Source organism: Streptomyces sp. NBC_01268, assembly GCF_036240795.1.
Lineage (GTDB): Bacteria > Actinomycetota > Actinomycetes > Streptomycetales > Streptomycetaceae > Streptomyces.
On the sequence record NZ_CP108454.1, the window covers coordinates 4,904,947 to 4,917,950 of the forward strand.

Sequence of the window (13,004 nt, forward strand, 5' to 3'; positions counted from 1 at the left end):
GTCGTCGCTGCGCCCCTATAGGTGCGGTGGCCGAAGGATTCGCTGAGTGGCGAACGACCCGCGCAGGTGACTGTGGATGAGTTCCTGGATTTCGATCCGGTCGAGCTGAGCCCCGTGCGCCTGCGCCCGGGGCGTTCTGTTTTGTTCAGCCCCTTCCGTGCGGTCACATCACCCGGAAGGAGGCCGACGCTCTATGGCAAGGCCCGACAAGGCTGCCTCGGTGGCCGAGCTCGCGGACCAGTTCCGTGGCTCGAACGCCGCTGTGCTGACCGAGTACCGGGGTCTCACCGTTGCGCAGCTCAAGACGCTGCGTCGTTCGCTCGGTGAGAACGCCCAGTACGCCGTGGTGAAGAACACGCTGACCAAGATTGCGGCCAACGAGGCCGGGATCACCGCACTGGACGAGCACTTCGCTGGTCCGACCGCGGTCGCCTTCGTCACCGGTGACCCGGTGGAGTCGGCGAAGGCTCTGCGTGACTTCGCCAAGGAGAACCCGAACCTCATCATCAAGGCTGGTGTCCTTGACGGTAAGGCTCTCTCCGCCGACGAGATCAAGAAGCTCGCGGACCTCGAGTCCCGCGAGGTTCTGCTCAGCAAGCTGGCCGGCGCCTTCAAGGGCAAGCAGTCTCAGGCTGCTTCGCTCTTCCAGGCTCTGCCGTCGAAGTTCGTCCGCACCGCGGAAGCGCTTCGCGTCAAGCTCGCCGAGCAGGGCGGTGCCGAGTAATTCGGCTCGCGCAATGATCCGCTCACGCACGTGAGCGGGTCGCAGCGGGCCGTTACGCCCGCCTTTACATACATCCGGCACCTGCCGAATTAGTGGAAGGATCGCCCATCATGGCGAAGCTCTCTCAGGACGACCTCCTCGCCCAGTTCGAGGAGATGACCCTCATCGAGCTCTCCGAGTTCGTGAAGGCCTTCGAGGAGAAGTTCGACGTCACCGCCGCCGCGGCCGTCGCCGTTGCCGGCCCCGCCGTGGGTGGTGGCGACGCTGGCGCCCAGGCCGAGGAGCAGGACGAGTTCGACGTCATCCTCGAGGGTGCCGGCGACAAGAAGATCCAGGTCATCAAGGTCGTGCGCGAGCTCACCTCCCTGGGCCTCAAGGAGGCCAAGGACCTCGTCGACGGCACCCCGAAGCCGGTCCTCGAGAAGGTCGCGAAGGAGGCCGCCGAGAAGGCTGCCGAGTCCCTCAAGGCCGCCGGCGCCTCCGTCACGGTCAAGTAAGGCCGTTTCGGCTCGCTGAGCTGACTCCTGCCCCCGTGTAACGCGGAGGCACCGAAGGGCGATCATCCATCTGGGTGGTCGCCTTTCGGCGTTCCCTGAGACCGCGTGGCGGCGGTCGTCCGGGCCTCCGGATGCGGAGTATGGTGATCTTCGCCGTGCGCCGCGCAGGGGCGGGGGCCTTGACGAACCGCACGCAGCGCGCAATTCTCAGGACGCGTCGTCACAACGATCCGTTTCCGAGGCATGGATCGGCGACCGAACGGGCAGTATCGAGGTGCGCCACACGGCGCGAGGTACCGCGGAGTTGAGAACAACGAGGGTTGCGAAGAACTCGCCCTGGACATCAGTGGGCCAACTGGCTACACTGTCCCTTTGCGCTGCCTGTTAACTGCCCCCTGCCCGTCACCAGGGGCATCCCCTCGCAACCGCTTCGCTGGTCGACCCACTCTGACCTGGCCTTTCAGCCACATCGGGAAACGTCTTCCAACAAGCCCCGCTAGGGACCGGTACGCGCGTAGTGAGTCCGAGCCCTCGGAAGGACCCCCTCTTGGCCGCCTCGCGCAACGCCTCGACCAATACGAACAACGGCGCCAGCACCGCCCCGCTGCGCATCTCCTTTGCAAAGATCAAGGAGCCCCTCGAGGTTCCGAACCTTCTCGCGCTCCAGACCGAGAGCTTCGACTGGCTGCTCGGCAATGCCGCCTGGAAGGCTCGCGTCGAGGCCGCTCTCGAGTCGGGACGGGACGTCCCCACGAAGTCCGGCCTGGAGGAGATCTTCGAGGAGATCTCCCCGATCGAGGACTTCTCCGGGTCGATGTCGCTGACGTTCCGCGACCACCGCTTCGAGCCGCCGAAGAACTCGATCGACGAGTGCAAGGACCGTGACTTCACCTACGGTGCCCCGCTCTTCGTGACCGCCGAGTTCACGAACAACGAGACCGGCGAGATCAAGTCCCAGACGGTCTTCATGGGCGACTTCCCGCTCATGACCAGCAAGGGCACCTTCGTCATCAACGGCACCGAGCGTGTCGTCGTGTCGCAGCTCGTCCGTTCCCCCGGTGTCTACTTCGACTCCTCCATCGACAAGACGTCCGACAAGGACATCTTCTCCGCCAAGATCATCCCGTCCCGGGGTGCCTGGCTGGAGATGGAGATCGACAAGCGCGACATGGTCGGCGTCCGCATCGACCGCAAGCGCAAGCAGTCCGTCACCGTCCTGCTCAAGGCGCTCGGCTGGACCACCGAGCAGATCCTGCAGGAGTTCGGCGAGTACGAGTCCATGCGCGCCACCCTGGAGAAGGACCACACCCAGGGTCAGGACGACGCGCTGCTCGACATCTACCGCAAGCTGCGCCCGGGCGAGCCGCCGACCCGCGAGGCCGCTCAGACGCTGCTCGAGAACCTGTACTTCAACCCGAAGCGCTACGACCTCGCGAAGGTCGGCCGCTACAAGGTCAACAAGAAGCTGGGTGCGGACGAGCCGCTGAGCGCGGGCGTCCTCACCACCGACGACGTCATCGCCACGATCAAGTACCTGGTCAAGCTCCACGCGGGCGAGACCGAGACGATCGGCGCGAGCGGCACGGAGATCGTCGTCGAGCCCGACGACATCGACCACTTCGGCAACCGTCGTCTGCGCAACGTCGGCGAGCTCATCCAGAACCAGGTCCGCACGGGTCTGGCTCGTATGGAGCGCGTCGTGCGTGAGCGCATGACCACCCAGGACGTCGAGGCGATCACGCCGCAGACCCTGATCAACATCCGGCCGGTCGTCGCCTCCATCAAGGAGTTCTTCGGCACCAGCCAGCTGTCGCAGTTCATGGACCAGAACAACCCGCTGTCCGGGCTGACGCACAAGCGTCGTCTGTCCGCGCTCGGCCCGGGTGGTCTGTCCCGTGAGCGGGCCGGCTTCGAGGTCCGAGACGTGCACCCGTCCCACTACGGACGCATGTGCCCGATCGAGACCCCCGAAGGCCCGAACATCGGTCTGATCGGTTCGCTCGCCTCGTACGGCCGGATCAACCCCTTCGGCTTCATCGAGACGCCGTACCGCAAGGTCGTCGACGGCCAGGTCACCGACGAGGTCGACTACGTCACCGCCGACGAGGAGGACCGCTTCGTCATCGCCCAGGCGAACGCGACCCTGAACGACGAGCTCCAGTTCACCGAGCCTCGCGTCCTGGTCCGTAAGCGTGGCGGCGAGGTCGACTACGTCCTCCCGGCGGACGTGGACTACATGGACGTCTCGCCGCGCCAGATGGTGTCGGTCGCGACCGCGATGATCCCGTTCCTCGAGCACGACGACGCCAACCGTGCCCTCATGGGCGCGAACATGATGCGTCAGGCCGTCCCGCTGATTAAGTCGGAGGCCCCGCTCGTCGGCACCGGCATGGAGTACCGCTGCGCCACCGACGCCGGCGACGTGCTCAAGGCCGAGAAGGACGGTGTCGTCCAGGAGCTGTCGGCCGACTACATCACGGTCGCCAACGACGACGGCACGTACATCACGTACCGCCTGCACAAGTTCTCCCGCTCGAACCAGGGCACCTCGGTCAACCAGAAGGTCGTCGTCAACGAGGGCGACCGGGTCATCGAGGGCCAGGTGCTGGCCGACGGTCCCGCCACCGAAGACGGCGAGATGGCGCTCGGCAAGAACCTGCTCGTGGCGTTCATGCCGTGGGAGGGCCACAACTACGAGGACGCGATCATCCTGTCGCAGCGCCTCGTGCAGGACGACGTCCTCTCCTCGATCCACATCGAGGAGCACGAGGTCGACGCCCGTGACACCAAGCTGGGCCCCGAGGAGATCACCCGGGACATCCCGAACGTCTCCGAGGAGGTCCTCGCCGACCTCGACGAGCGCGGCATCATCCGCATCGGTGCGGACGTCGTCGCCGGCGACATCCTCGTCGGCAAGGTCACGCCCAAGGGCGAGACCGAGCTGACCCCCGAGGAGCGGCTGCTCCGCGCGATCTTCGGTGAGAAGGCCCGCGAGGTGCGTGACACCTCGCTGAAGGTCCCGCACGGCGAGATCGGCAAGGTCATCGGCGTCCGCGTCTTCGACCGCGAGGAGGGCGACGAGCTTCCTCCGGGCGTGAACCAGCTGGTCCGCGTCTACGTCGCCCAGAAGCGCAAGATCACCGACGGTGACAAGCTGGCCGGCCGTCACGGCAACAAGGGTGTCATCTCCAAGATCCTTCCGATCGAGGACATGCCGTTCCTCGAGGACGGAACGCCGGTCGACATCATCCTCAACCCGCTCGGTGTGCCGTCCCGAATGAACCCGGGACAGGTCCTGGAGATCCACCTCGGCTGGCTCGCCAGCCGCGGCTGGGACGTCTCCGGTCTCGCCGAGGAGTGGGCGCAGCGCCTGCAGGCCATCGGTGCCGACCAGGTCGCCCCCGGCACCAACGTCGCCACCCCGGTCTTCGACGGTGCGCGTGAGGACGAGCTCGCGGGTCTGCTCCAGCACACCATCCCGAACCGCGACGGCGAGCGCATGGTGCTCCCGACCGGTAAGGCGCGCCTGTTCGACGGCCGCTCCGGCGAGCCGTTCCCGGACCCGATCTCGGTCGGGTACATGTACATCCTCAAGCTGCACCACCTGGTCGACGACAAGCTGCACGCCCGGTCGACCGGCCCGTACTCGATGATCACCCAGCAGCCGCTGGGTGGTAAGGCCCAGTTCGGTGGCCAGCGCTTCGGTGAGATGGAGGTGTGGGCGCTGGAGGCTTATGGCGCCGCGTACGCCCTCCAGGAGCTGCTGACGATCAAGTCCGACGACGTGACCGGCCGCGTGAAGGTCTACGAGGCCATCGTCAAGGGCGAGAACATCCCTGAGCCCGGCATCCCCGAGTCCTTCAAGGTGCTCATCAAGGAGATGCAGTCCCTGTGCCTCAACGTGGAGGTGCTGTCCTCGGACGGCATGTCCATCGAGATGCGCGACACCGACGAGGACGTCTTCCGCGCAGCGGAGGAGCTCGGCATCGACCTGTCCCGGCGCGAGCCGAGCAGCGTCGAAGAGGTCTGACGGGAGTTCGGTCGGGGACTCGGCGAAACGCCGCTGAGTCCCCGGCCGGCCCCAAGACCCCCGTATCAGACCCACAGCCTTACAACCCTGAGAGGGATTGACGCATAGTGCTCGACGTCAACTTCTTCGACGAGCTCCGGATCGGTCTGGCCACCGCTGACGACATCCGTCAGTGGAGCCACGGCGAGGTCAAGAAGCCGGAGACCATCAACTACCGCACCCTGAAGCCCGAGAAGGACGGACTCTTCTGCGAGAAGATCTTCGGTCCGACCCGGGACTGGGAGTGCTACTGCGGCAAGTACAAGCGTGTCCGCTTCAAGGGCATCATCTGCGAGCGGTGTGGCGTCGAGGTCACCCGCGCGAAGGTGCGCCGTGAGCGGATGGGCCACATCGAGCTCGCCGCTCCCGTCACCCACATCTGGTACTTCAAGGGCGTTCCGTCGCGCCTTGGCTACCTGCTCGACCTCGCTCCGAAGGACCTGGAGAAGGTCATCTACTTCGCGGCGTACATGATCACGTACGTCGACGACGAGCGCCGGACGCGCGACCTGCCCTCGCTGGAGGCGCACGTCTCCGTCGAGCGTCAGCAGATCGAGAACCGTCGCGACTCCGACCTGGAGAACCGCGCCAAGAAGCTGGAGAACGACCTCGGCGAGCTCGAGGCCGAGGGCGCCAAGGCCGACGTGCGCCGCAAGGTGCGCGAGGGTGCCGAGCGTGAGATGAAGCAGCTGCGCGACCGTGCGCAGCGCGAGATCGACCGCCTGGACGAGGTCTGGACCCGCTTCAAGAACCTCAAGGTCCAGGACCTGGAGGGCGACGAGCTCCTCTACCGCGAGCTGCGTGACCGCTTCGGCACGTACTTCGACGGTTCGATGGGTGCCGCGGCGCTGCAGAAGCGCCTGGAGACCTTCGACCTCGAGGAGGAGGCCGAGCGCCTCCGCGAGATCATCCGCACCGGCAAGGGCCAGAAGAAGACCCGTGCGCTCAAGCGCCTCAAGGTCGTCTCCGCGTTCCTGCAGACCGCGAACAGCCCCAAGGGCATGGTTCTCGACTGCGTGCCGGTCATCCCGCCGGACCTGCGTCCGATGGTGCAGCTGGACGGTGGCCGCTTCGCGACCTCCGACCTGAACGACCTGTACCGCCGCGTGATCAACCGCAACAACCGTCTGAAGCGCCTGCTCGACCTCGGTGCCCCCGAGATCATCGTGAACAACGAGAAGCGGATGCTCCAGGAGGCGGTCGACGCCCTCTTCGACAACGGCCGTCGCGGTCGCCCGGTCACGGGCCCCGGCAACCGTCCGCTGAAGTCCCTCAGCGACATGCTGAAGGGCAAGCAGGGTCGATTCCGTCAGAACCTGCTCGGTAAGCGTGTGGACTACTCCGCGCGTTCCGTCATCGTCGTCGGCCCGCAGCTCAAGCTGCACCAGTGCGGTCTGCCGAAGGCCATGGCGCTGGAGCTCTTCAAGCCGTTCGTGATGAAGCGCCTGGTCGACCTGAACCACGCGCAGAACATCAAGTCGGCGAAGCGGATGGTCGAGCGCGGCCGCACGGTCGTGTACGACGTCCTCGAAGAGGTCATCGCCGAGCACCCGGTTCTGCTGAACCGTGCGCCCACGCTGCACCGCCTCGGCATCCAGGCCTTCGAGCCGCAGCTGGTCGAGGGCAAGGCCATCCAGATCCACCCGCTCGTCTGCACCGCGTTCAACGCGGACTTCGACGGTGACCAGATGGCCGTCCACCTGCCGCTCTCCGCGGAGGCGCAGGCCGAGGCCCGCATCCTGATGCTGTCCTCGAACAACATCCTCAAGCCCGCCGACGGCCGTCCGGTGACGATGCCGACCCAGGACATGGTCCTCGGTCTGTTCTTCCTCACCACCGACGGTGAGCTCCGTGACACCAAGGGCGAGGGCCGCGCGTTCGGCTCCACGGCCGAGGCGATCATGGCGTTCGACGCCGGCGAGCTGGCGCTGCAGTCCCCGATCGACATCCGCTTCCCGATCGGCACCGTCCCGCCGCGCGGCTGGGTTCCCCCGGTCGCCGAGGAGGGCGAGCCGGAGTGGCAGCAGGGTGACTCGTTCCGCGTCCGGACGACCCTGGGCCGCGCGCTCTTCAACGAGCTGCTGCCCGAGGACTACCCGTTCGTCGACTACTCGGTGGGCAAGAAGCAGCTCTCCGAGATCGTCAACGACCTGGCCGAGCGCTACCCCAAGGTCATCGTGGCGGCGACGCTCGACAACCTGAAGGCGGCGGGCTTCTTCTGGGCGACCCGTTCCGGCGTCACCGTGGCCATCTCCGACGTCGTCGTTCCCGAGGCGAAGAAGGAGATCGTCAAGGGTTACGAGGCGCAGGACGAGAAGGTCCAGAAGCAGTACGAGCGCGGTCTGATCACCAAGGAAGAGCGCACGCAGGAGCTCATCGCGATCTGGACCAAGGCGACCAACGAGGTTGCCGAGGCGATGAACGCGAACTTCCCCAAGACGAACCCCATCTTCATGATGGTTGACTCGGGTGCCCGAGGAAACATGATGCAGATGCGGCAGATCGCCGGTATGCGTGGTCTGGTGTCGAACGCCAAGAACGAGACCATCCCGCGTCCCATCAAGGCGTCCTTCCGTGAGGGCCTCTCCGTCCTCGAGTACTTCATCTCGACGCACGGTGCCCGTAAGGGTCTCGCCGACACCGCCCTGCGTACCGCCGACTCGGGTTACCTGACCCGTCGTCTGGTGGACGTCTCGCAGGACGTGATCATCCGCGAGGAGGACTGTGGCACCGAGCGCGGTCTGAAGCTGAAGATCGCCGAGCGCGCCGCGGACGGCACCCTGCGCAAGACGGACGACGTCGAGACCTCCGTGTACGCGCGGATGCTCGCCGAGGACGTCGTCGTGGACGGCAAGGTCATCGCGCCGGCCAACGTCGACCTGGGCGACGTGCTCATCGACGCGCTGGTCAACGCGGGCGTCGAGGAGGTCAAGACCCGCTCGGTCCTGACCTGTGAGTCGGCCGTCGGCACCTGTGCCTTCTGCTACGGCCGCTCGCTGGCCACCGGCAAGCTGGTCGACATCGGTGAGGCGGTCGGCATCATCGCCGCCCAGTCCATCGGTGAGCCCGGTACCCAGCTGACGATGCGTACCTTCCACACCGGTGGTGTGGCCGGTGACGACATCACCCAGGGTCTGCCCCGTGTCGTCGAGCTCTTCGAGGCCCGGCAGCCCAAGGGTGTCGCCCCGATCTCGGAGGCGGCCGGCCGCGTCCGCATCGAGGAGACCGAGAAGACCAAGAAGATCGTCATCACCCCGGACGACGGCACCGACGAGACGGCGTTCCCGATCTCGAAGCGCGCCCGTCTGCTCGTGGGCGAGGGCGACCACGTCGAGGTGGGCCAGAAGCTCACCGTGGGTGCCACCAACCCGCACGACGTGCTGCGGATCCTCGGCCAGCGTGCCGTCCAGGTCCACCTGGTCGGCGAGGTCCAGAAGGTCTACAACTCGCAGGGTGTGTCGATCCACGACAAGCACATCGAGATCATCATCCGGCAGATGCTGCGCCGCGTGACGATCATCGAGTCGGGCGACGCGGAGCTGCTGCCCGGCGAGCTCGTCGAGCGTTCGAAGTTCGAGACCGAGAACCGTCGTGTGGTCCAGGAAGGCGGCCACCCGGCCTCCGGCCGTCCGCAGCTGATGGGTATCACCAAGGCCTCGCTGGCGACGGAGTCCTGGCTGTCGGCCGCCTCCTTCCAGGAGACGACCCGAGTCCTGACGGATGCGGCGATCAACGCCAAGTCCGACAGCCTCATCGGCCTCAAGGAGAACGTCATCATCGGTAAGCTCATCCCGGCCGGTACGGGTCTGTCCCGCTACCGCAACATCCGGGTCGAGCCGACCGAGGAGGCCAAGGCCGCGATGTACTCGGCCGTCGGCTACGACGACATCGACTACTCGCCGTTCGGCACCGGCTCCGGCCAGGCCGTTCCGCTGGAGGACTACGACTACGGTCCGTACAACCAGTAAGCGAGTCGCTTGACCGAAGGGCGGTCACCCCGAGAGGGGTGGCCGCCCTTCGGCGTTCGCCCCCGGAGGGGTCAGCGCGCGGTCAGCTCCCAGGCCGTCACGGCGACCGTGGCCACCGCGGCGAGGGCGCCGATGCTGGCGAGCGGCCAGCGGGCGCGCTCCAGGGCGTCGAGCCGCGCCTCGTGGTCGGCGAGCTGCTTGTCGGTCTGGTCGCTGCGCTGGACCAGCAGGGCGAGCGAGCCGTCGACGCGGGCGAAGCCGGCCTCCAGCGTGCCGCGCAGCCGTTCCAGTTCGAGCGCGACGGCGACCGGATCGTTCGGGTCAGACTCGGTCATCGGCCGCCTCCGGAAGGGCTTCCGGGCGGACCTCCGGGTCGGCCACGGGCGCGAGCTCGTGGACCGGGGCGAGCTCCTGGGCCGGCGCCGGGTCGACGCGCAGCCAGGACGGCAGCAGCGCCTGGAGCACCGGGTAGGCCATCACCCGGGTGAGGGCGCCGGCCACGGCCAGGGCCGCCGCGACCCAGGGGAGGGTCGCGGGGATGCCGGAGGCGTCGACCAGGGCCGGCAGCACCACGGCGATGCCGACGGCGGTCTGCAGCACGGTGCGGACCGTGCGCTTGGCGGCTTCGGACATGGGTGGTTCTCCTTGCGTGGGGGTTCGGTGCGGGGGGCTTACTGGACGAAGGGGACCTTCAGCGCGTTCCAGGAGGCGCGGCCCGGCCAGCCGTCGGCGTCGGTGCCGGAGAAGCCCAGCTTCCGCTGCCAGGCGGCGTACGACCGGCGGTCGGCCTCGGACCAGCGCGGGCTCGGGCCGACCTGGTAGCGGCCGCAGCCCTCGGCGGTCAGCCGGCGGCCCATCGCGGTGACGACGGGGGAGCTGGGGGTGGTCCTGAAGAAGGCGGTCCCGGGGAACGGCTGGTAGCGCGGGGCGGCCGGCTTGGGGGCGGTGGGCTTGGCGGCCGGGGCGGAGCCGAGCCGCTTCTGGACCCGCTCGCGCATGCCCGGCATGCCGAAGCCGCGCGGGTCGTTCTTCCAGTCGGACCACTCGGAGTGGCCGATCACGGACTTGGCGCCCCAGTCGTGGGCGCGGCACAGGGCGGCGGACACCCGCTCGATGGCGTCGAGCTGGGCGGGCGGCCACGGGTCGCTGCCGTTGCCGAGGTTGATGCACTCGAAGCCGTAGAAGCGGGAGTTGCCGTCGACGGCGCCGGCGCTGCCCTGGTGTTCGCGCGGGCCGGGCGGGCGGTCCCCGTAGGTCTCGGTGATCACGGCCTGGAGGACGGACGGGTCGCCGCCGCCGGCGTGGTTGGCGCGGCCGCTCGCGACCAGGTGGACCGAGCCGTCCTTGGCGATCACTCCGTGGCAGAGCGGCCCGGGCAGGCCGGCGTAGCCGTCGTAGCAGAGCGCGACGGTGTTCTCCGTGCCGGCGGAGACGGTGTGGTGGATCATCACGCCGGTCACGGGGCCCCAGGCGCCGTGGCCGTTGCGGTTGTGGGTGCGCCAGCCGTCGTGCTCGACGACGGTGACGCCTTCGGCGCGGAGCGCCGCGACGAAGCGGTCCGCGGACAGGGGAGTGGCCATCTGTGTCCTCCGGGCATGCGAAAACCCCGGCCGGATCGGCACGGGGCGTGGGACGTACGGGGGCGGGCGGGGCGGCCCGCCGGGGTTACGGGGCCGGGGCGGGGGCCGGCGGCGCCCAGGTGGCGCAGAGCGCGGCGTAGGCGGCGCGACGGTTGTCGAAGTCGGCGAGCGCCGTGGCGACGGCCCGCTGCACGGCCGTCGGGTCGGGGACGGCCGGGTTGCCGTCCTGGGCGGTGACGACGACGAGGGCGCTGCCGCGCAGGACGGCGTCGCCCGCGCCGTTCTCGCTGAACGTGGCCGAGACCTGGACCGACGGGTACTGGCCGGTGACCGGGTCGCGGTCGAGGGTGCCGCCGAAGGAGTTGTCGTAGACGCGGATGTCGAGGGTGTGGCCGTTCTCGGTCACACGGGCGCGGCCCGCGTAGTCGATGGCCACGCCCCACGGCTGGGTGGGGTCGATGTTCATGGGTGCTCCTCTTGCTCCTGGACGGGCCGGTCAGCTCTGGGTGCCGTAGATGAGGACGGGCTGGGCGTAGACGGTGCCGCCGGAGGCCAGGGCCTGGATCTCGATCTTCATGGTCTGGCTGAACCGGGTCTTGAAGTCGCCGGGCAGCAGGCCGGTGTAGTCGTAGGTGGTGCCGGCCGTGACGGTGGGGCCGAACTGCACGTCGTCGACCATGACCCGGACCTGGCCGGTGGCGCCGGTACCGGCCGCGGTGCTCAGCGAGATGCGCATCTTCGGCTGCCAGATCGGGTTGAAGGACCGGGCGATGGTGGTGAAGGAGCCGTTGGCGGTCTGCGGCCAGCGGGTCGTGCTGGTGTCCTTCGGCGGCATCAGCGCGAGCCAGGGCCGGGCGAGGCCGCCGGTCACGATGTCGTCCGAGAAGATCTCGTGGACGTACCCGTCGTACATCCGGATCACCGGCCGGGTGGGCACGGTGTTCGGGTCGGGGCGGATCTCGTTGAGCGGCGGCCGGGTGTTGACGGCGGTGGACAGTGCCTTCAGCCGGCGCTCCATCTGGTTGAGCCGGTCGATGATGTCCTCGGGCAGCTGGGGCATCAGGCCTCCTCGAGGTAGAGCTCGGCGGTGTCGGGGCGGCCCCGCTCCGGGGGCGTGACCTTGACGCCGATGATGCGGTAGCGGGCGTCGAGGCCGGTGGAGAACCACTCGTCGGTGATCCGGATGCGGGCCACCCGACCGAGCAGCGCCGGCGGGACGATCCCGCCGAGGTGGATGCTGACCTCGGGGATCAGGACGGCGCCGCGGGCCTCGGCGAGTTCGGCTGCGGCCACCTGGTTGAGGGTGAGCTGGTCACCGATCTCGTTGTGGTCCGAGGACAGGTCGATCTTCGGCCAGCCGTCGACGAGCAGTCCGGTGTCGACCTGCTCGGCGGAGAACAGCGGCCGGGACTCGGCGCCGGCGTTGGAGTTCACCGAGGCGCCGCGGGCCATCGCGGTGGTGCCGCCGCGCGTCGCGTCGTACGGGAAGGAGTACGACAGGATGACGCCGGGCCGGTCGAAGAGCAGGTCGGTGGCGCCGGTACGGATCTTGGTCGAGCCGAGCCGGAGTTGCCGGACGCGCTTGCCGTCCTCCGGGTCCCGGTAGACCAGGATCTGGTACTCGAAGCCGTTCTGGAGGTCGGCGAGCTGGCTCAGGGCGTCCTGGTAGACGGTCTCGTCGCCGAGGCGGTAGTTGACCGTCCGCTTGATGTCGGAGGTCTCCTCGCCCATGGTGAGCGTGAAGCAGCCCGGGCCCTTGGTGAGCTCGGTCCACAGCTTGCGGGCGATCTCCAGCTGGTCGGTGTCCGTGAACGCGAGGTCGGTGCGGATGCGGCGGCGGGCCGCGTACGAGTCGAAGGTGGCGGCCTGCAGGGACAGGGTGAGCACCCCGCGCCCGCTGGACTGGAGCGTGGTGGTCCAGATGATGCCGCCCCACCACAGGTCGCCGCCGCGCTCCAGGTAGATCGCGGTGCGGCCCTCGCGGACCTTCTTGACCCGCTCGGCGATCTCCTGGTTGGGGATCGGGATGGTGCCGGACAGCGAGCCGGCCTTGCCGATGTAGTCGTCGAAGGAGACGTCGCGCAGCGGCAGGATGTCGATGGTCTGGTCGGTGATCAGGTCGCAGAAGATGGCCCGGTAGGGCGTGTCGAGTGCCATCACGGGCCT

General features: G+C 68.2%; 9 protein-coding genes and 1 pseudogene. 4 read left to right on the forward strand and 6 right to left on the reverse strand.

The annotated features are described in order from the left end of the window. The first annotated feature begins 193 nt into the window (after positions 1-193). The 4 genes from rplJ (at position 194) to OG309_RS22090 (ending at position 9,258) form a co-directional block, all read left to right on the forward strand. Positions 194-724, forward strand: a complete 531-nt coding sequence (gene rplJ, locus OG309_RS22075; protein WP_046908215.1) for a 50S ribosomal protein L10 — start codon at positions 194-196, stop codon at positions 722-724. Between the two features lie 110 nt (positions 725-834). Beyond that, the gene (gene rplL / locus OG309_RS22080) at positions 835-1,221 is read left to right on the forward strand and encodes a 50S ribosomal protein L7/L12 (protein WP_015035540.1); all 387 of its coding nucleotides are present in this window, start codon (positions 835-837) and stop codon (positions 1,219-1,221) included. A 547-nt stretch (positions 1,222-1,768) separates the two neighbouring features. Further along, positions 1,769-5,251, forward strand: a complete 3,483-nt coding sequence (gene rpoB, locus OG309_RS22085; protein ID WP_329423176.1) for a DNA-directed RNA polymerase subunit beta — start codon at positions 1,769-1,771, stop codon at positions 5,249-5,251. 107 nt (positions 5,252-5,358) lie between these two features. After that, complete coding sequence (locus OG309_RS22090) at positions 5,359-9,258, forward strand: DNA-directed RNA polymerase subunit beta' (protein ID WP_329423177.1); 3,900 nt, start codon at positions 5,359-5,361, stop codon at positions 9,256-9,258. Between the two features lie 71 nt (positions 9,259-9,329). On the opposite strand, the gene OG309_RS22095 is transcribed toward OG309_RS22090, so the two are convergent. From OG309_RS22095 to OG309_RS22120, 6 genes and pseudogenes are all read right to left on the reverse strand, one after another. Continuing rightward, complete coding sequence (locus tag OG309_RS22095; protein ID WP_046908218.1) at positions 9,330-9,593, reverse strand: hypothetical protein; 264 nt, start codon at positions 9,591-9,593, stop codon at positions 9,330-9,332. A gap of 88 nt (positions 9,594-9,681) precedes the next feature. Next, a pseudogene (locus OG309_RS22100) lies at positions 9,682-9,891 on the reverse strand (hypothetical protein); the annotation flags it as partial. Between the two features lie 38 nt (positions 9,892-9,929). Continuing rightward, a complete protein-coding gene (locus tag OG309_RS22105; RefSeq protein ID WP_329423179.1) occupies positions 9,930-10,838 on the reverse strand; it encodes a peptidoglycan-binding protein in 909 nt (302 codons plus the stop codon). An 85-nt stretch (positions 10,839-10,923) separates the two neighbouring features. Continuing rightward, on the reverse strand, positions 10,924-11,304 hold the full coding sequence (locus tag OG309_RS22110; RefSeq protein WP_329423180.1) for an ATP-binding protein: 381 nt from the start codon (positions 11,302-11,304) through the stop codon (positions 10,924-10,926). A 30-nt stretch (positions 11,305-11,334) separates the two neighbouring features. After that, the gene (locus OG309_RS22115; RefSeq protein WP_329423181.1) at positions 11,335-11,898 is read right to left on the reverse strand and encodes a hypothetical protein; all 564 of its coding nucleotides are present in this window, start codon (positions 11,896-11,898) and stop codon (positions 11,335-11,337) included. Next, positions 11,898-12,995 carry a hypothetical protein gene (locus OG309_RS22120; protein ID WP_329423182.1) on the reverse strand — a complete coding sequence of 366 codons (1,098 nt, stop codon included), beginning with the start codon at positions 12,993-12,995 and terminating at the stop codon, positions 11,898-11,900. The genes OG309_RS22115 and OG309_RS22120 overlap by 1 nt, the downstream gene beginning before the upstream one ends. Positions 12,996-13,004: the final 9 nt, after the last annotated feature.